Origin of the sequence: Burkholderia sp. WP9, assembly GCF_900104795.1 — a bacterium.
Taxonomy (GTDB): Bacteria; Pseudomonadota; Gammaproteobacteria; order Burkholderiales; family Burkholderiaceae; genus Paraburkholderia.
This window is the reverse complement of record NZ_FNTG01000002.1, coordinates 3,323,068-3,341,110: the sequence shown is the minus strand read 5'-3', so window position 1 is coordinate 3,341,110 and position 18,043 is coordinate 3,323,068. Positions and strand designations below refer to the sequence as shown.

Here is an 18,043-nt window from a genome sequence, read left to right as displayed (position 1 = left end):
GACATCAGGAGATACAGGTGCGCAATTACCTTGTGCTTGCGGCGCTCGCCATGCTGGGCGCTTGCGGTGGCAACGACGGTCCGCCGAACGCGACGGCCTCGGCGGACAAGCAGGCAACGGCAATCGATGCCACAGCGGCCACAGCGGCCTCAGCCGCGTCAGGCGCTTCCGCGGCCTCGGCCGCGGCGCTGGCCGACACGGCCAACGTCGAAAGCGAATTCAGGGCCGCGAAGGCCATTCCGGTCGGCATGAAGACAACGACCCCGCCGCTCGTGATCGCCGACCCCACGCTCAACCTTCCGCCCTACACGCCGCCGGCGCCGCCCGCGCCGGTTTCGACCACCACGCTCTCGTTCGGCGACTTCACGAACTACCTCGCACCGGGATCGACGCAAGGCTGGGGCCCCGGCGCCAACAACTCCACCATCACCATCCCCGCGCCGCCCACCAACGGCACTGGCGCGGGCGACAAAACAGTGGCGCTCGCCAGCACCTATGCCACCGCGTCTTACGAAGCGGACGTGACGGTCAGCGCGCCGGTCGGCAGCGGCGCCGCGAACGCGGGCTTTATCGTGCGCACCACGAATCCGACAGCCGGCGGTCCCGACAGCCTGACCGGCTACTACATCGGCCTCGACACGGGCACACATTCGTTGGTGGTTGGCCGTCAGAACAACAACTGGACCAACTTCATCGCGTATCCGCTCAGTACGATCGTGGGCGGCAGCACGCACCATCTGAAGGTCACGACGAGCGGCACGGCCATCACCGTCGACCTCGACCAGCAGCGCGTGATCAGCGTGAACGACGCCACCAACGCCCTGCCCGCCGTGTTCCAGTCGGGCAGCTTCGGGCTGCGACGTTTCGGCGTCGGCGCGACGTTCAGCAACATGACGATCCGCACGTACCCCACGGTGAAGTCGCCGAGCTACGACTTCTCCAAGGTGGTCGGCGCGGTCTACACGCCGTCCAATGCGGTGAACGCAATCGACTTCTGGCAGAACTACGATCCGGAGATCGTCAACCGCGAATTGACGTATGCGCAGACCTACGGCATGAACACGATTGCGGTCTACCTGCACTATCTCGTGTGGGCAAACGATCGTGTGGCGTTCCTGAGCAAGTTCGAGAACCTGCTGAAAATCGCCGCGCGCCATGGCATCAAGGTCTCGCCGATCTTCTACGACGACTGCTGGAACCCCACGCCGCAATACGGCCCGCAACCGGCGCCGGTCTGGGGCGTGCACAACAGCCAATGGGTTCAGTCGCCCGGCACGCCGGTGGAACAGGCGTATTTCCAGCCGACGGCGGCGAACTCCGCCATCACGTATAAGGCGAGTCTGGCGAGCTACATCAGCGACTTCGTTGCGCCGCATCGCAATGACCCACGCATCATCTTCTGGGAAACGATGAACGAGCCGGGTTGCAGCGGCAATGGTGCATTGCAGGAAACGCGCGCGGTGCTGATGAACGACGCGCGCATCGCCATCCTGAACGCAGGCGCTACTCAGCCGATCAACGCACCACAGGTCCAGGAGGACGAAGGCACGTACTTCTCCGACTTCTACGCGTTCCATCCGTACGGCAACCCGTACACGGGTCCGGTGAACGGCAGCAATGTCAGCGCCTTGAATTCCGAAACGCTGCAACGGGGCTTTGCTGGCACCACCGGTCAAACCATGCCCGGCATCGTCTCGAACTACGGCGGCAGCACGGGCTTTATCGTGTGGGAGTTGATGATCGGCCGCACCAACACGCGCTTCCACTGGGGCCAGGTGCCGGGCGCGCCCGCCACGGTCGAACCGGCCACACCCTTCCAGGGAACGATCTATCCGGACGGCCATCCGTGGCAGACCTCGGAGACTCAGGCGTTGACAGGTGGTTTCAACGTGAAGCTGCCGGTGCTGCAGGTCGGCTACTACAACGACCCGACCTTCGCGAGCGCGCCTGTCAAAACCTCGATCACGCCATTGATCGACTTCGACCTGAACACCGAGCGCGGCACCGATTCGCCTGACGCTTCCGCGGGCATCAACGCCACGAACTACGGGGTGCGTTGGTCCGGGGCAATCCAGGCGGCGCAGGACGGGCTCTACACGTTCTCGATCGACAGCGACAACGTGGCGCGCCTGTGGATCAACGGCGTGAAGATCATCGACAAGAAGACCGCGACCCAATCGACCGTGAGAGGCAAGATCTGGCTCGCCGCGAAGCAGCGCGCGTCGATCAAGGTCGAGTACGTGCACGGCACGGGAGCGGCGAGCATGCATCTGCTGTGGTCGAATCCGGCGGCGAGCAATCCTGGCGCACTGCGGATCGTGCCGTCCGATTCGCTCGTGACGTCGAACTGAAAGAGGTGCTGGTTCAGCCGGCCGGCAGCGGATGAAACACCGCCGGTCGGCCGGTGCAGCGCAGCGGCGTGTCCGGTTGGCGCGCTGAAGACAGCAAAACGGGTGCAGTCCGCCATGTTTTAGCCGGGCGGCCGCGGCAGATCAAAATACTGTATAAAAACACAGTATAATGACTTGCCCTGACCGCCCGTCTCCTCCTGATCGTGCGGCGGCTGCCCGCCAATCCCGGAACCATGGTGTCCCAGCAAGCCCTGTTCGCGCCCGAGCCTGTCTCCCTCGTTCATGACGAGGAAGGCGGAATTCGCTATTTGCCGGAGTCGATTCCCGCCGCCACGGCGCAGCAGTGGTTCCAGGAAGCACTGGAGAACATCGGCTGGCTCAGCCAGCAGCGCATGATGTACGACCGCCAGGTCGCCGTACCCCGCCTGCTCGCCACCTTCGCGCGCGAAGCCGGTGATCTGCCCGCGCCGCTGGGCGAAGCCTTCGAGGCCGTTCGCGCGCTCGTGGGTGCGCCGTTCAATCGCGTCGGACTCAACCTCTATCGCGACGGCAGCGACAGCGTCGCGCTTCATAGCGACAAGACAGACAAGCTCGTGGCCGCCCAGCCGATCGCCATCGTCTCGCTAGGCGCGAGCCGCCGCATGACGATCCGCCCGAAGGCAGGTTCCGGCCGGATCGCACATATCGAACTGGAGCCCGGCAGTTGCCTCGTCATGAGCTATGCGTCGCAATTCACGCATGAGCATGGTATTCCCAAGCTCGCGGACGTGACAGGCCCGCGCATTAGCCTCGCGTTTCGCTGCTTCGCCGGCTAACCGGCGAGGGGCGAGCGCAGGGCGAGCGCGGCTCATCCACTCAGCGTTGCGCCTCCTGCTCGATTGTCGGGTAGTCGATATACCCTTCGGCGCCGCCGCCATACAGCGTGCCTTGATCGGGCTCGTTCAACGGTGCGCCGCTCTTGAGACGGGCCACCAGGTCGGGATTGGAGATGAACGGCCGCCCGAAGGCGATCAGGTCCGCCCGCTTCGCCTTGAGCGTTCGTTGCGCGAGCTCCATGTCGTAGCCGTTGTTGGCCATGAAGAGGCCGTCGAACGCCTCGCGCAGAACCTGCAGATCGAAGCCGCCGGGCACTTCGCGCGAGCCGCCTGTGTCGCCCTCGATCACGTGCAGATACACCAGCTTGCGCGCATTGAGCTGCTGCACGACATGTTTGAAAAGCGGCTCGGGATTGCTGTCGGCAATATCGCCGAAACTGCTGAGGGGTGAAATCCGCACGCCCACCTGCTCGCCGCCCCACACGCCCGTCACCGCATCGGCCACTTCGAGCAGGAAACGCGCTCGATTTGCGATTGAGCCGCCGTATTGGTCGGTACGCCGGTTGGTCTTGTCGCGCAGGAACTGGTCGAGCAGGTAGCCGTTTGCCGCGTGAATTTCCACGCCGTCGAAACCGGCGGCCTTCGCGTTTTGCGCAGCGACCCGATATTGCTCGACGATGCCCGCTATTTCCGACGTTTCGAGCGCACGAGGGGTGACGAGCGGCACGAAGCCGTCGTCGGTATAAGCCTGGCCTTCCGGCTTGATCGCCGAGGGCGCTACCGGCAACGCGTTGCCCGGCTGCAAGGACGGATGCGAAATGCGGCCCACGTGCCACAGTTGCAGGAAGATATGCCCGCCTTTCTCATGCACCGCGTCGGTAATGCGCTTCCATGCCTGCACCTGGGCGTCGGTATAGATGCCGGGCGTGAACACATAGCCTTTGCCTTGCGGCGATATCTGCGTCGCCTCCGCAATGATCAGCCCCGCCGACGCGCGTTGCGCGTAGTACTCGATGGCGAGTTCGCTCGGCACATCGCCCTCTTTCGCGCGGCTGCGCGTGAGCGGCGCCATCACGATGCGATTGGGCAATTGCAGCGGTCCCAGCTTGACGGGTTCGAACAGGTAACTATCGATACGCGCGGAATCAGTGGACATGGCACTCCCTGGAAGTAGAGGCAAAACATGGCAAGGCCGCCTGGCACTCTTGCCGGGCTTTCCCGTCGGGCTTTGGAATATCTGGCGCCGCAATTGGCTAACCAGACGAAGGCAAATCGCCAAGCGGAGCGAGCAGTGACAGCAAGATGCGGACCGCGGCGCGTCAGACCAGCGCGATCTTGCCTGTTGCCAGATCGTAAATGCCGCCGACCACCTTGACCTTCCCGCTCTTCACATACGGCCCGATGAGCGGTTTGGACACAGTCAGCCGGTTGGTGTTCAACCTCACGTTCTCGATCGTGGTTTGCGCAACGAGATCGGCGCCGTGCTCCGCCTGCGCGATCCGCACGGCCGGCCTGATTGCGCGGACCAGTTCCGGAAGGTGGCCGGGCAGTCGGGCGCCCTCCTGAAGCACCTTTACCGTGGCGCCCACCGCGCCACACTGCGTGTGTCCAAGCACCATGATGAGCGGCACGCCGAGGAATTCGACGCCGTACTCGAGGCTCGCGAGAATATCGTCGTTGACGAAGTTGCCCGCTACGCGCACCACAAACAGATCTCCCGGGCCCTGATCGAAAGCCAACTCCGGCGCGACACGCGAGTCCGCACATCCGACGATAGCGGCAATCGGATATTGCGCCGAGACGCGTGCCGCGCGGCCAGCGGAATAGTCCTTGTTTGAAGAGGTATTCGCGGCGTAGCGGGCGTTGCCCTGCATGAGCCGGTCGAGCGCTTGCGCAGGTGGAATCGAATTCGGTGCATTGCCGACGGCCGGCTGCGCCGCCCTCGCATCGCGTCGCGACAAGCCTGCCAACGCGATCGACGACGCACCGGCCAGCAGCAAGTTCCGCCGCGCAGGAGAAGACAGATGACGCTCGCACATGGCTCGCCTCCTATGTCACGCGCAATGCAGCGGCACCATCCGAATGGGTCTGAATCGTGAAAGCCTGGTGGCGCACGGGCAACGTCTCATCGTGCGCCTCACAGGTTCAAACTTCAAGTTACACGGCGTAGATGTCCGGGTTGTCCACCAGCGGCAAGAACTCGCCGGTGCGCCCGTCGAGCGCGAGCATCACACCGCTTTTGATATCGAAGATCCAGCCGTGCAGATTCAGCTTTTTGTTCGCGAGTCCGACGGCCACCGAAGGATGCGTACGAATGTTCGCGAGCTGTGCGATCACGTTGTCTTTGACCAACGCCTCCAGGCACTCCGCATCCGAATGATAGGTGCGCGATGCGTTGATGGCTTTGGCCGCATCCGCGTGACGCAGCCAGCTTGCCACGGCCGGCAGATGGTCCAGATTCGTGCAGGTGGAGATCGCCGTCATCGCGCCGCAATTGGAGTGGCCGCAAATCACGATATCGCGAACGCCCAGCACGGCCACCGCATACTCGACGGTGGCCGAAACGCCGCCCGGCTCCGGACCATAAGACGGCACGATGTTGCCCGCATTGCGGATCACGAAAAGCGATCCGGGCTCTGTCTGCGTGAGCAGTTCCGGTACGACGCGGCTGTCCGAGCACGTCACGAAAAGCACGCTGGGACTTTGCGCCGCCGACAAACGTTTGAACAAGGCGCTCTGCTGCGGAAAGACTTCGCGTTGAAAGCGGATCAAACCCTCGATGATTTCCTGCACGGTGTTCTCCAAATTCGAAGAATAAGCCTGCAGCGCCCTCGACGAGCGGCGAGATCACTGCAGGCGGCCTATTCGCGCGACTATACCGCAGCCGGGTACTCGTCGACCACCCATGCACGAACGGCAACGATGTGCCGCCGCCATCCTGCCTTCATCCGCCTCGCCAAATAAAAAAGCCCCAGCTGTCTCCAGCCGGGGCAAACTCTCTCGCTCGCACACCGGGAACCGTGCGTGCATGACTACTTTACCGGCGCCGCCGAAGCGGATATATACGCCACGCTGGAAGAGTCCTTTCCAACCCTACCCGGCGCGCGCAGCGTTGCGCTCATGCGTCTATCGGCGGGCGGACTCGTGCGCATCGTCACACACCCGCACAACGCATCAGCGCAACGCAGCCCGTGATATCGAACCTCGTTGCGCCTCACCGCACGACTGGATCGAGCCGGTCGCATCAACGGCTGTACATGGCGTTCCAGTCGGTTGCGGATACCGCCGGACGGCCGCTTTGCGACGCACCCGCCACGCTGCCGCCGTAACCGCTGTTGCCACCGTTACGCGCGGCGGCGCGGGCTTCCGCGGCCTGAATCGCGTCGGGGTAATGGGCTTCGTCGCCGTCGCCGACGTGATAGCCGACCTGTTCGAGCTGAACCAGTTCGGCGCGCACCTGTGCGCGTGTGAGGCCGGAATTCGATTGGGCAAAAACCGCGGCCGAAGCGGCCAGCGAGGCAACGATAACGACGGCCTTGATCAGGGACTTCATGATGAAACTACCTCCGATAATTGATGATGAGCGGCGCTTCGAATCACTCTCCGCGCAAGCGCTGAACTCAATATAGGAGCCGTATCCTCGTAGAATAACGGCCGTCCACCGAAGGGATTGTTGTTGAATCTGGAGAAATCGCCGGCCGCGCGGCGCGCGATATCGAGCGATATCACGCGGTACGCGGCCGGGCAATCGTCACGCTCAGAAGCGTGCGCGCAGGCCCACGGTGCCCACGACCTGGTTGCCCGTCGAAGACGCGCCGCCGGCCGTATTGATGAACGCGGTGTAGCCCGTGCCGCTGACGTGCTGGTACATCGCTTCGGCGTAGACGTCGGTGCGCGTCGACAGCGCATAGACGGCCTGCAGGTTCACCTGATTCCATTTCGGATCGGAGCCGTAGGTCGACGTGCCGCCCACGTGCGCGTCCGTGTAGGTGTAAGCCGCACCCAGCGTCACCGCCGGGGTGACGGCGTACTTGCCGTTCACTTCGTAGTTGTCGAAGCGCATCGAGCCATGCGTCGCGCCGAACGACGCCGTGTTCTGGAACTGGCTATGCGTGTAGACAAAGCCGGCCGTCACCGGGCCGAAGCCGTAGCTCAACGCGGCGCCGGCCGTACGCTGCACATCGGCGCCGAGCCGGAAGCCGCCCGTGCCGTTGGCCGTGGACTCGCCGAGATCGACCGCGCCACCCGTGTTGGTGGTCGAGTTCGAACCATTGATCTGCAAGTAGCCCGCGGCAGCCTTGAACGGGCCGTTGGCATAACTCACGCCCGCGCTGTAGGCACGATTGATCGCGAAATCGGTGTTGTTCGAAAACGCGTACAGGCCGCCGAACTTCAGGCCGGCATAGTTGGCGCTCATGTACTTCACGGCATTGCTCATCCGTACCGAGTGGTTCAGATTGTCGTTGTCGAACGGGTGGGCGAAACCGGTATCGCCGAAGGTGCCCGCCGTGCCCGAGAGCGGCGCGACGAAGTCGACCAGCGAGTCGTACTGCCGGCCGAGCGTGACCGCGCCGTACTCCTTGTTGCTCAGGCCGACATACGCCTGACGCCCAAACATGCGGCCGTTCTGGCCGAGCTTGCCGTTCTGCACGTTGTAGCCGTTTTCGAGCACGAAGATCGCCTGCAGGCCGCCGCCGAGATCCTCGGCACCGCGCAAGCCAAAGCGGCTGCCGTTGATATTGCCGCTCGTCGCCTGCACCAGCGCACCTTGCGAGCCGCCCTTCTTCACGTTGTTGGTGTACATCACGCCGGCGTCGATGAGGCCATACAGCGTGACCGAACTTTGCGCATGCGCGGCGGTGGCGGCGAGGCCCACGAATGCCGCGACTGCGGCGGAAATCTTTTTCACGTCAATGCTCCTGCGTAGCGGGAATGTCATGTTGAACAGCGACGCGAGTATAGAAACGCGAACGGCCAAAACGAACGTTCACGCTCTGGAGCAGACCTTTACGAAATCTCTAAGAATCCGTCATCTAAATGCAGCAATCGAGACGCGCCGCGCCCGGACGGGTGTTTGAACGCTCAAGACGCGCGCAGGTGGGGGTTGCGCGCAATGAAAGGGTTGCAAGGTAACAACAGCCGTGCGCGGCTGGCTGAACCATGGCATGGATGATCAGAGACCAGACGGTTACCGCCAATCTGGCTGGCGAGCCCGGCCTGTGCACCGGACTCGCCGTCAATCAGACACCTGGCCGGCAAGGCCTCAGTTGAAGTCGCCGGTTTCGAGTTCCACGGACTGTCCGCCGTTTTTCTCCAGCACGCGCCGTGTAGCGTTTTCAATCCGCGCGCGATTCGCCTCGAAGGTATTGACGAGGTTGTGGGCCGACGGACCGTCGTTGCCGAAATGGTCGTTCAGCGCATCCAGCGACACGCTGCACCAGACGTCTGCCCCGTCGACATTGGCTTCGAAGGCGACGCGTGCCGCTGCCACCACTTCGCGGCGTCCGGTGAATTCGATCCTCATAATGACCCTCCATGTGTCGAAAGAAACCATCAATCGCGCAAACGCTGTGCCAAGGCGGCGTGGTTTTACCGGGCCGCCAGGCTCAAGCGCACATTCCCGCCAGGGTGCATACTCGACACCTGCCGTCCTCGTGCGGCCGTGCTGAAGCGTCGCGGCGTGTGCCAACCTGTGTGGCCGATTCATGGCCACGCTGCCCGACGTGACTAACATCCTAATACTAACTTCCGGCCCATGTCCCGCAACCCTCAATCGTCGCGTGCACTCGTCATTGCCGCCGTCATGGCGTCCATGGCGATGGTCGCCATCGAAGCCACCATCGTTTCCACCGCCATGCCGCAGATCGTCGCGCAACTCGGCGATCTGCATCTGTATAGCTGGGTCTTCTCGTCGTTCCTGCTCACGCAGACCGCGATGACCGTGGTGTTCGGCAAACTCGCCGATCTGTACGGCCGCAAGCCGGTCGTACTGGCCGGCATCGCGATCTTTCTGATCGGTTCGGTGCTGGCCGGCTTCGCATGGTCGATGCCGGCCATGATCGCGTTCCGCCTGATTCAGGGCGTCGGCGCCGGGGCGATTCAGCCGGTCACGCTGACCATCGTCGCCGACCTCTATCCCGCGCGCGAACGCGGCAAGGTGCAGGGCTACCTCGCGAGCGTCTGGGCCATTTCGGCGGTGGTGGGTCCGATGGTGGGCGGCTTCATCATTCACAACATGTCGTGGGCATGGATCTTCTGGATGAACGTGCCGATCGGCCTCGCCTCCGCGGCGGGCTTCATCGCGTTCCTGCGCGAATCGGAACGGCATGCGCGCCCGTCGATCGACTTCGGCGGCGCGGCGCTGTTCATGGCGGCGATCGCCGCGCTCATGATGGCGCTGACCTACGCCGGCGACGACATGGTGCCGCGCGCCGCGCTGGCGGGCGGCGTCTTCGTGCTGTGCGTGCTGCTGTTCGTGTGGCAGGAACGCCGCGCGGCCGAGCCGATGATCTCCTTCGCGCTGTGGAGCCGCCGGCCGATTGCCGCCTGCAACGGCGCAACCTTGCTGTCCGGCATGATCCTGATGGGCGCCACCACGTTTTTGCCGATGTACGTGCAGGGCGTGCTGCATCGCTCGCCGGTGATCGCCGGCCTCGCGCTGACGATGATGATGGTGGGTTGGCCCGCCGGCGCCACGTTCGCGGCAAAGTCGTTTCAGCGCCTCGGCTTGCGGCGCATTCTGATCGGCGGCAGCGCGTCCATTCCGCTCGGGGCGGTATTGCTGCTGTTTCTGTCGCCCGGCGGCTCGCCGCTCGTCGCCGCGTTCGCCTCGCTCATCATGGGCTTCGGCATGGGCACCTCGAGCGTCAGTTCGCTGGTGCTGATTCAGGAGATCGTCAGAATGGAAGAACGCGGCAGCGCCACTGCGTCGAATCTGTTCTCGCGCAATCTCGGCAGTACGTTGGGCGCGACGCTGTTCGGCGCGGTGCTCAACTTCGGATTGAGCCACGCGAAAGGTGTCGCCGTGGTCACGTCGGATCAGTTGAAAGCGCTGCTGCAAAATCAGGCCGCCAGTCTCGGCAACAGCGAGATGATCCGCATGGTGCTGCATCAGTCGCTGCACCTGACCTTTCTCTCGATCTTCGTGATCGGGATCTTCGTGGTCGTGCTGCTCGCATTCGTGCCCGCCATCAGCATCGGGACGGAAAAGAAGGTGCCGCTCGAGGCGTTCTCGCCGCTGGAGGACTGACATGCATTTCCGTTTGGATCGGGTTCATGACGCTCCGCTGGACACGGCGGCACCTATCAGCCCGCCTGCCCCTCCACCGTCAGCAACTCGATACCATCGAGTTGCGCCGCGCAGGTATCGCGCACGATTCTGACGAAATCATCGAAATAAGGCCGGTTCGCGAAGCCTTTCGCGGCCACCGCGTACAACTCGCTCCACAGCCCCTGCGCGCCGACCCGTTTGGCCAGCACGTAATCGTGGTCGACGTAGTTTTTCACGCCCCAGTTCGGCAGCGCCGCGATGCCGCGGCGGCTCGCCACCAGTTGCATGACGGCGATAGTCAGTTCCGCCGTGCGCCGTTCGAGTTTGATGCCGGCCGGCTCCAGCACTTCACGGATCAGGTCGATGCGCGCCTCGGGCACCGGATAGGTAATCAGCGTTTCGTCGCGCAGGTCGTCCGCCACCACGCGACGCTTGTTGCGTAGCCGGTGCTCGTTGGCCATCACCACCAGAATCTCGAAGCGGAACAGCGGCGCGATATGCAGGCTGCGCCGCGTGGCCGGTTTCGAGCCGATCACCACGTCGGCTTTGCCGTCGCTCAGCAGACGCAGCGGGTCCGCATGAAAACCGGCGACGAGATCCACTTCGACTTCCGGCCAACGCCGGCGGAATTCGTCCATCACCGGCATCAGCCAGTCGAAGCAGGTGTGGCATTCCAGCACGATGCGCAACTCGCCGCGCGTGTCGCCCTTCAGGCGCACGAGATCGCGTTCCGCCGCGCTCACCGCCGCGATGGTCTCGCGGCCAAGCGCCAGCAGCCGCTCGCCGGCGGCGGTAAAACGCAGACCCTGCCTGGTGCGCTCGAACAGCGACACCTCGTAATGCGCCTCGATATCGCGAATCTGATGAGACAGCGCGGACTGGCTCAGATGGACACGCTCGGCGGCCGCCACCAGCTTGCCCGAATCGGCAATGGCGATCAGCGAACGCAAGTGGCGAAGCTCAAGCATGGAATGGCTCCGCGTAGAACGAATCAGTGTGGATATGAATTTGGCTCATACATTGGTGAAAACATGTCGCTTGATGAATCATAGCGCGACTTTCACACTGGACGCCAATTCATACAACGCACAACAGGACTTCACATGGCCCGCACGCACATTCCCGGTTTTCCTCGCATCGGCGCACAACGCGAACTGAAATTCGCGCAGGAATCGTTCTGGCGCGGCGAATCCGACGACCAGCATCTGCGCGGCGTCGCGCGCGAATTGCGCGCCCGTCATTGGCAATTGCAGCGGGACGCCGGACTCGATTTCGTCACCGTCGGCGATTTTGCCTACTACGACCAGATGCTCACCATGAGCGCGTTGCTCGGCGCATTGCCGCAGCGCTTCGGCTTCGAGCCGAAGGCGCTGTCGCTCGCCCAGTACTACGAGCTGGCGCGTGGCAACGCCGCGCAACCGGCAATGGAAATGACCAAATGGTTCGATACGAACTACCACTACCTCGTGCCCGAACTCGGGCCGCAGACGCGCTTCGACGGCGGCGTCGAATGGCTGTTCGAGGAGATCGACGAAGCGCTCGCGCACAATCTGCCGGTCAAGCCGGTGCTGATCGGGCCGATCACTTACCTGTGGCTGTCCAAGAGCCATGTCGCCGGCTTCGACCGTTTGTCGTTGCTGCCGAAGCTCGTGATCCGCTACAGCCGCCTGCTGGACAAGCTCAAGCAGCGCGGCATCGAGTGGGTGCAGATCGACGAGCCGGCGCTGTGCGTCGATCTGCCGGCGCCATGGCTCGACGCGTTTTCCGCCGCATATGACGTGCTCGGCACGTCGGGCGTGAAGCTGCTGCTCGCCACGTACTTCGAAAGCGCTGCGGAACACGCGCCGCGGGTGGCCGCGCTGCCTATTGGCGGCGTGCATCTGGACCTGGTGCGCGCCCCGCAACAGCTCGACGCGTGGCGTGCGGCATTGCCCGCGCATGCGGTGCTGTCGGCCGGCGTGATCGACGGCCGCAATATCTGGCGCGCGGATCTCGGCGAGATCGTCGAATCGTTGCAAAGCCTGCATGCGGAATTCGGCGAACGCTTGTGGATCGCGCCATCGTGCTCGCTGCTGCATGTGCCGGTTTCGCTCGACGCAGAGAAAAAACTCGACGCCGATCTGAAATCGTGGCTCGCCTTCGCCACCGAAAAACTCGCTGAAGTCGCCACGCTCGCCCTCGCCTTACGCGATCCCGCCGCGGCCGAAGCCACGCTCGCCGCCGCCGACCGCGCGCTCGAAGCACGCCGCCACTCCAGCGCGGTGGTCAACGCACTCGTGCAAAAACGCGTGGCCGCGGTGAGCAGCGCGATGGCGCAACGGCAAAGCCCGTTTGCCAAACGCAACCGCGTGCAGCGCGAAGCGCTCGGCCTGCCGCTCCTGCCGACCACCACGATCGGCTCGTTCCCGCAAACGCCGACGATCCGCCAGGCCCGTGCCGCCTACAAACGCGGCGAACTGCGCGCGCTCGACTATCTGCAGCGCATGCGCGCCGAGATCGAGATCGCCGTGCGCAAACAGGAAGAACTGGGCCTCGACGTGCTGGTGCACGGCGAAGCCGAGCGCAACGACATGGTCGAATATTTCGGCGAACAGTTGTGGGGGTATGCGTTCACGGAAAACGGCTGGGTGCAGAGCTACGGCTCTCGCTGCGTAAAGCCGCCGATCATCTACGGCGACGTCTACCGTCCCGAACCGATGACGGTCGAGACCACGCGTTACGCGCAATCACTCACGCAGCGTCTGATGAAAGGCATGCTGACCGGCCCCGTGACGATGCTGCAATGGTCGTTCGTGCGCGACGACCAGCCACGCTCGACCACCGCGCTGCAACTCGCGCTCGCGATCCGCGACGAGGTCGTGGATCTGGAAAAGGCCGGCATTCGCATCATCCAGATCGACGAACCGGCTTTTCGCGAAGGCTTGCCGCTGCGTCGTGCCGACTGGGCCGCTTATCTGGACTGGGCCACGCGTGTGTTCCGCATTTCGGCGGCGGGCGTCGCCGATCAGACGCAGATTCATACGCACATGTGCTATTCGGAGTTCAACGACATTCTGCCCTCGATCGCCGCAATGGACGCCGACGTGATCACCATCGAGACCTCGCGCTCGGCGATGGAACTGCTCGACGGCTTCGGCGCCTTCGCGTATCCGAACGAAATCGGCCCGGGTGTCTACGACATCCACTCGCCGCGCGTGCCGGGTGCGGACGCGATGCAACGTCTGCTGGAACGTGCATGCGAAGTGATTCCGGCCGAGCGCCTGTGGGTCAATCCCGATTGCGGGTTGAAGACGCGCGGCTGGCCGGAAACGGAAGCCGCGCTCGCGAACATGGTGCGGGCCGCCAGGGCGTTGCGCGCGAAGCTCGCGGCGAAGCAGCCGGAAGAATTGCCTGAGTGATGTGATCGGTCGTTGAACCAGCGTCGAACGCCCATTCGCGCGCGGTATCGTGCCGCGCGAATGGGTGCTTCCACGTTTGCCGGTTCAGTCTTTCGCGTACAGCGTCGAGTCCGCGAAGCCTTCGGCGGCGAGCACCTGGCCGACCAGAATCAGCGCGGTCCGCTCGATGGAACTCGACTGCACTTTGCCGACGATATCGTCGAGCGTGCCGGTGATCTTCTCCTCGTCCGGCCAGCTCGCGCGATAGATCACCGCGACCGGACACGCGCCGCCGTAATGCGGCCGCAATTCATCGACGATGCGCGCAAGATGCCGCACGCCGAGATGAATCGCCATCGTCGCGCGGTGCCGCGAAAGGTCGGCGAGCTGTTCGCCTTCCGGCATGGTGGTTTTGTTCGCGAAGCGCGTGAGAATCAGCGTCTGCGAAACATCGGGCAGCGTGAGTTCGCAGCCCAGCGCCGCCGCGCAGGCGGCCGTGGCGGTCACGCCCGGCACGATCTCATAGGGGATATGCAACTCGCGCAGGCGGCGAATCTGTTCGCCGATCGCGCCGTACAAAGACGGATCGCCCGAATGCACGCGCGCCACGTCCTGGCCTTTGGCGTGCGCCGCCGCGAGCAGCGCGACGATCTGATCGAGATCGAGTTCGGCGGTGTTGACGACCTGAGCGGCCGCGTGACCTTCGAGCACCGCGGCCGGCACGAGGGAACCCGCGTACAGGATCACCGGGCAACTGCGCACGAGCCGCTGCCCTTTCACCGTAATCAGTTCCGGGTCGCCCGGACCCGCGCCGATAAAAAACACCGTCATTCACTACTCCATGATTCGTTAGCGCGGCATGGCAGGCATGCGCGATTCAGGCGGAAGCTCAATGCGCCGCTTGCAGCGCTTCGAGCAGGTCGGCTATGCGCTCGAACTCCCGATCCGCCGCCGGCAACTCGGGACGGCGCAACATCACGACCGGAAGACCCCGCTCACGCGCGACTTCGAGTTTTGCCTCGGTCGCATTGCCGCCGCTGTTTTTACTCACCACCACGTCGAAGGCTTGCAGGGCGAACAGCGCGCGTTCGCCTTCGAGCGTGAATGGGCCGCGCGCCGCGATAATGCGCGCACGCGCCGTGTCCTCGTGCGAATCGAGACAACGCACGGTCCAGAACTGATGCGGGGGAATCTCATCGAGATGCGCAAGCGGTTCGCGGCCGAGCGTGAAGAGCGGCTTCCTGAACGGCGCAAGCGCATCCGCGAGCGCGGCCCAGTCACCGACCATGCGCCAATCGTCGCCGGCTTGCGGCTGCCAGGCCGGACGGCGCAGCGCCCAATACGGCACACGCGCGACGCGGCTCGCCTGTGCCGCATTCGCGCTGATTTGCGCGGCATACGGATGCGTCGCGTCGATCACGAGGCCGATGCCTTCACTTTCGATGTAACGCGCCAGGCCCTCGCTGCCGCCGAAACCGCCCACGCGCACCGAGCACGAGAGATCGCCCGGCACCTTGCCAAGGCCGGCGAGACTGTACACGTGGACGGGATCGTTGAGTTCGCGAGCGATCCGCAACGCGTCGCCGGTGCCGCCGAGCAGCAGGATCCGCTTCATTGCGCGGCTCCGATCAGGTTGCCCTGGCGGTCGATCGCGAACATTTCCACGTGGACCTGCGGCGGCACGATATCGCGCGCCACGGCCAGCGCATGCCGGCAGACGATATCGCCGAGCGGCACCTGCTGCTCACGCGCCAATGCAACCGCCTGCTGGCTCGTATTGGCCGCGCGAATCGCCGCCTGAAGCGCGGCGTCGGCGCCGTGTGCGGCCGCCCACTGCGCGAGCCGTTCAAGATCGATGCTCGAATGACGGCTATGCAGATCGAGATGCCCCGCCGCCAGCTTGCTGAGTTTGCCGAAGCCGCCGCACACGCTCAGACGCTCGACCGGCGCGCGCTTCATATGCTTGAGCACCGCACCGACGAAGTCGCCCATTTCGATCAGCGCGATATCCGGCAGACCGTAGTGCGCGCGCATCGCGTCCTCGCTGGCGTTGCCGGTGCAGGCGGCAAGATGCGTGTAGCCGTTGGCGCGCGCGACATCGATGCCCTGATGAATCGACGCAATATACGCCGAGCACGAAAACGGCCGCACGATGCCGGTGGTGCCGAGGATCGACAGACCGCCGAGAATGCCGAGACGCGGGTTCATCGTTTTCAGCGCGAGCGCTTCGCCGCCTTCCACGCCGATCGTCACTTCGAAGCCGCCGCCATAGGCATGCTCCGCCGCGAGTTCGGCCAGATGCTCGGTCATCATTCTGCGTGGCACAGGGTTGATCGCCGGTTCGCCGACCTGCAGCGTCAGTCCCGCACGCGTCACCGTGCCGACGCCCGGCCCCGCGCGAAACGTCACGCCCGGCGTGGCGACGAGGCGCACGCGCGCGAATACGAGCGCACCATGCGTCACGTCGGGATCGTCGCCGGCGTCCTTGATGGTGCCGGCTTCGGCGCCGCCGGCGCCATCGTCGATCAGGCGGCAGAACACCAGCGGCATCGGCACATGCTGGCCCTTGGGCAATACGATCTCCGCGACGTCGCTGGCCACGCCCGCGAGCAGCAGACGCGCCGCCGCCAGCGACGTCGCGGTGGCGCAACTGCCGGTCGTGTAGCCGCTACGCAGCGGCGCGGGTTGTTCGGGCGTTTCTTCGCGCATCAGGGTTCTTGGGGTGAGTCGGGGTTCCTCACAGCACCTCCGGCCGGCTTGGTCACATCCAGCAGCGTGATTGGCAGCGCCTGCCGCCACGTATCGAACCCGCCGAGCGGTTGCGCGTCCGCGAGCGCGATCCGCGTCAACGTGCCGCCGTGCCGCTCGCGCCATGCCGCCAGCGCCGCTTCGCCTTGCAACGTGACCGCGTTGGCGACCAGCCGGCCGCCCTCACGCAGACCGGCCCAGCACGCTTCGAGCACACCCGGCACCGTTGCACCGCCGCCGATGAACACCGCATCCGGCGCCGGCAGCCCTTGCAACGCGGCAGGCGCGCGGCCCGCGACGAGTTGCAAAGTCGGCACGCCCAACGCATCGCGATTATGTTCGATGAAGCGCTGACGCTCCGCATGCCCTTCAATTGCGATCGCCCGGCACGTCGGATGCGCGCGCATCCATTCAATGCCGATCGAGCCGCTGCCCGCGCCCACGTCCCACAGCAATTCGCCGGGCGCCGGCGCGAGACGCGCGAGCGTGATCGCGCGCACATCGCGCTTGGTCAACTGGCCGTCGTGGCGAAAGGCGTCGTCGGGCAAACCGCAGGTCAGCGGCAAACGCGGCGCGCCCTCGGTGGCACGGCAGTCGAGTGCGATCAGATTCAGCGCGGCCACCTCGCCCGCCGGCCATTGATCCGCACGGCCGTTGATGCGCCGCTCCAACTCGCCGCCCAGGTGTTCCAGCACGCTCATACGGGTCGCACCGAAACCGCGCGCGTTGAGCAACTCCGCGAGCGCGGCGGGCGTGCGACCGTCCGCGCTCAGCACGAACACGCGCGCGCCATCGTGCAGATGCGCGTTCAACGTCGCCAGCGGTCGGCCCACCAGCGACACCGTCGCGACGTCCTGCAGGGGCCAGCCGAGCCGCGCAGCGGCCAGCGACAACGATGACGGCGCGGGCAGCACGCGCAACTCTCCTGCCGGCAACTGTCGCGCGAGCGTCGCGCCCACACCGAACAGCATCGGGTCGCCGCTCGCCAGCACGCACACTGCGCCGCCGCGCTCGGCGAGCAAAGGCGCGAGATCGAACGGACGCGGCCAGGCGGCACGGCGTGCGGCGAGCCGCGCGGGCAGCATCGCCAGATGACGTTCGCCGCCGTAGACCACCGACGCTTCCAGCAAAGCACGCCGCGCGGGCCTTCCCAAACCGGCGAAACCGTCGTCGCCTATGCCCACCACCGTCAGCCACGCCGGCATGCACCCATCCTCATTCTGTGTCTTCAAATAGTCCGCTGTACCGCGCCGATCAAAGCGCCCAGCCTCGTTGTGCTGTTCGAAAAAAGGCATAATACAGCCGCCGGTGCCCTTCGGGGCCGAAGAGGGAACACAGTGCCACTGTGGCTGCCCCCGCAACTGTATGCAGCGAGTCCGCCTGCGCTCCACGCCACTGGTTCTACCGGGAAGGCAGCGGCGGACCATGACCTGCCAGCCAGGAGACCTGCCGGCGAGACTGTTCGTGCCAGCCAACATCGGG

At 64.7% G+C, this 18,043-nt stretch carries 16 protein-coding genes and 1 riboswitch; of the genes, 5 read left to right on the top strand and 11 right to left on the bottom strand.

Going from position 1 to position 18,043, the window contains the following annotated elements; all coding sequences use genetic code 11:
- Positions 1–17 precede the first annotated feature (17 nt).
- Together BLW71_RS35975 and BLW71_RS35970 are read left to right on the top strand one after the other, a co-directional pair.
- Entirely contained in the window at positions 18–2,351 is a 2,334-nt protein-coding gene (locus BLW71_RS35975; RefSeq protein ID WP_286162201.1) for a PA14 domain-containing protein, read from the top strand.
- Positions 2,352–2,584: 233 nt separating this feature from the next.
- Positions 2,585–3,166 carry an alpha-ketoglutarate-dependent dioxygenase AlkB family protein gene (locus tag BLW71_RS35970; protein ID WP_091808198.1) on the top strand — a complete coding sequence of 194 codons (582 nt, stop codon included), beginning with the start codon at positions 2,585–2,587 and terminating at the stop codon, positions 3,164–3,166.
- 40 nt (positions 3,167–3,206) lie between these two features.
- On the opposite strand, the gene BLW71_RS35965 is transcribed toward BLW71_RS35970, so the two are convergent.
- The 3 genes from BLW71_RS35965 to BLW71_RS35955 all read right to left on the bottom strand — a co-directional run bounded on the left by BLW71_RS35965 (position 3,207) and on the right by BLW71_RS35955 (position 5,959).
- Complete coding sequence (locus BLW71_RS35965; protein ID WP_091808196.1) at positions 3,207–4,322, bottom strand: alkene reductase; 1,116 nt, start codon at positions 4,320–4,322, stop codon at positions 3,207–3,209.
- Positions 4,323–4,485: 163 nt separating this feature from the next.
- Positions 4,486–5,205 carry a carbonic anhydrase gene (locus BLW71_RS35960; RefSeq protein ID WP_091808194.1) on the bottom strand — a complete coding sequence of 240 codons (720 nt, stop codon included), beginning with the start codon at positions 5,203–5,205 and terminating at the stop codon, positions 4,486–4,488.
- A 118-nt stretch (positions 5,206–5,323) separates the two neighbouring features.
- Positions 5,324–5,959 (bottom strand): carbonic anhydrase, encoded by a 636-nt coding sequence (locus BLW71_RS35955; protein WP_091808191.1) that lies wholly within the window; start codon positions 5,957–5,959, stop codon positions 5,324–5,326.
- A gap of 231 nt (positions 5,960–6,190) precedes the next feature.
- Between BLW71_RS35955 and BLW71_RS41835 the strand changes: the two genes are divergently transcribed.
- Positions 6,191–6,361 carry a hypothetical protein gene (locus BLW71_RS41835; RefSeq protein WP_177205168.1) on the top strand — a complete coding sequence of 57 codons (171 nt, stop codon included), beginning with the start codon at positions 6,191–6,193 and terminating at the stop codon, positions 6,359–6,361.
- Positions 6,362–6,410: 49 nt separating this feature from the next.
- On the opposite strand, the gene BLW71_RS35950 is transcribed toward BLW71_RS41835, so the two are convergent.
- From BLW71_RS35950 to BLW71_RS35940, 3 genes are all read right to left on the bottom strand, one after another.
- A complete protein-coding gene (locus tag BLW71_RS35950; RefSeq protein WP_091808189.1) occupies positions 6,411–6,719 on the bottom strand; it encodes a DUF4148 domain-containing protein in 309 nt (102 codons plus the stop codon).
- Positions 6,720–6,923: 204 nt separating this feature from the next.
- Positions 6,924–8,075 carry a porin gene (locus BLW71_RS35945; protein ID WP_091808187.1) on the bottom strand — a complete coding sequence of 384 codons (1,152 nt, stop codon included), beginning with the start codon at positions 8,073–8,075 and terminating at the stop codon, positions 6,924–6,926.
- Positions 8,076–8,429: 354 nt separating this feature from the next.
- Positions 8,430–8,690 (bottom strand): DUF1488 family protein, encoded by a 261-nt coding sequence (locus BLW71_RS35940; protein ID WP_091808185.1) that lies wholly within the window; start codon positions 8,688–8,690, stop codon positions 8,430–8,432.
- 231 nt (positions 8,691–8,921) lie between these two features.
- On the opposite strand from BLW71_RS35940, the gene BLW71_RS35935 reads away from it, so the two are divergent.
- Positions 8,922–10,415 carry an MDR family MFS transporter gene (locus BLW71_RS35935; protein ID WP_091808183.1) on the top strand — a complete coding sequence of 498 codons (1,494 nt, stop codon included), beginning with the start codon at positions 8,922–8,924 and terminating at the stop codon, positions 10,413–10,415.
- Positions 10,416–10,471: 56 nt separating this feature from the next.
- Here BLW71_RS35935 and BLW71_RS35930 read toward each other — a convergent pair whose 3' ends face one another.
- Positions 10,472–11,404 (bottom strand): LysR family transcriptional regulator, encoded by a 933-nt coding sequence (locus BLW71_RS35930; RefSeq protein ID WP_091808180.1) that lies wholly within the window; start codon positions 11,402–11,404, stop codon positions 10,472–10,474.
- Between the two features lie 135 nt (positions 11,405–11,539).
- Here BLW71_RS35930 and metE point away from each other — a divergent pair, with 135 nt between their 5' ends.
- On the top strand, positions 11,540–13,834 hold the full coding sequence (gene metE / locus BLW71_RS35925) for a 5-methyltetrahydropteroyltriglutamate--homocysteine S-methyltransferase (protein WP_091808178.1): 2,295 nt from the start codon (positions 11,540–11,542) through the stop codon (positions 13,832–13,834).
- Between the two features lie 84 nt (positions 13,835–13,918).
- Here the strand turns inward: metE and cobM are convergent, their stop codons facing one another.
- From cobM to cbiE, 4 genes are read right to left on the bottom strand one after another with little or no spacing between them, the layout of a single operon-like run.
- The gene (gene cobM, locus BLW71_RS35920) at positions 13,919–14,644 is read right to left on the bottom strand and encodes a precorrin-4 C(11)-methyltransferase (protein ID WP_091808175.1); all 726 of its coding nucleotides are present in this window, start codon (positions 14,642–14,644) and stop codon (positions 13,919–13,921) included.
- 58 nt (positions 14,645–14,702) lie between these two features.
- A complete protein-coding gene (locus tag BLW71_RS35915) occupies positions 14,703–15,428 on the bottom strand; it encodes a cobalt-precorrin-6A reductase (RefSeq protein ID WP_091808172.1) in 726 nt (241 codons plus the stop codon).
- On the bottom strand, positions 15,425–16,522 hold the full coding sequence (locus BLW71_RS35910) for a cobalt-precorrin-5B (C(1))-methyltransferase (RefSeq protein WP_091808170.1): 1,098 nt from the start codon (positions 16,520–16,522) through the stop codon (positions 15,425–15,427). The genes BLW71_RS35915 and BLW71_RS35910 overlap by 4 nt, the downstream gene beginning before the upstream one ends.
- The gene (gene cbiE, locus BLW71_RS35905; RefSeq protein WP_091808168.1) at positions 16,522–17,766 is read right to left on the bottom strand and encodes a precorrin-6y C5,15-methyltransferase (decarboxylating) subunit CbiE; all 1,245 of its coding nucleotides are present in this window, start codon (positions 17,764–17,766) and stop codon (positions 16,522–16,524) included. The genes BLW71_RS35910 and cbiE overlap by 1 nt, the downstream gene beginning before the upstream one ends.
- An 84-nt stretch (positions 17,767–17,850) precedes the next feature.
- A riboswitch (cobalamin riboswitch) is annotated at positions 17,851–18,029 on the top strand.
- Positions 18,030–18,043 lie beyond the last annotated feature (14 nt).

Coding starts and splice junctions, on each gene's coding strand:
- BLW71_RS35970 (WP_091808198.1), top strand. CDS start 2,585: ATGGTGTCCCAGCAAGCCCTGTTCGCGCCCGAGCCTGTCTCCCTCGTT.
- BLW71_RS35965 (WP_091808196.1), bottom strand. CDS start 4,322: ATGTCCACTGATTCCGCGCGTATCGATAGTTACCTGTTCGAACCCGTC.
- BLW71_RS35960 (WP_091808194.1), bottom strand. CDS start 5,205: ATGTGCGAGCGTCATCTGTCTTCTCCTGCGCGGCGGAACTTGCTGCTG.
- BLW71_RS35950 (WP_091808189.1), bottom strand. CDS start 6,719: ATGAAGTCCCTGATCAAGGCCGTCGTTATCGTTGCCTCGCTGGCCGCT.
- BLW71_RS35940 (WP_091808185.1), bottom strand. CDS start 8,690: ATGAGGATCGAATTCACCGGACGCCGCGAAGTGGTGGCAGCGGCACGC.
- BLW71_RS35935 (WP_091808183.1), top strand. CDS start 8,922: ATGTCCCGCAACCCTCAATCGTCGCGTGCACTCGTCATTGCCGCCGTC.
- BLW71_RS35930 (WP_091808180.1), bottom strand. CDS start 11,404: ATGCTTGAGCTTCGCCACTTGCGTTCGCTGATCGCCATTGCCGATTCG.
- metE (WP_091808178.1), top strand. CDS start 11,540: ATGGCCCGCACGCACATTCCCGGTTTTCCTCGCATCGGCGCACAACGC.
- cobM (WP_091808175.1), bottom strand. CDS start 14,644: ATGACGGTGTTTTTTATCGGCGCGGGTCCGGGCGACCCGGAACTGATT.
- BLW71_RS35915 (WP_091808172.1), bottom strand. CDS start 15,428: ATGAAGCGGATCCTGCTGCTCGGCGGCACCGGCGACGCGTTGCGGATC.
- BLW71_RS35910 (WP_091808170.1), bottom strand. CDS start 16,522: ATGCGCGAAGAAACGCCCGAACAACCCGCGCCGCTGCGTAGCGGCTAC.
- cbiE (WP_091808168.1), bottom strand. CDS start 17,766: ATGCCGGCGTGGCTGACGGTGGTGGGCATAGGCGACGACGGTTTCGCC.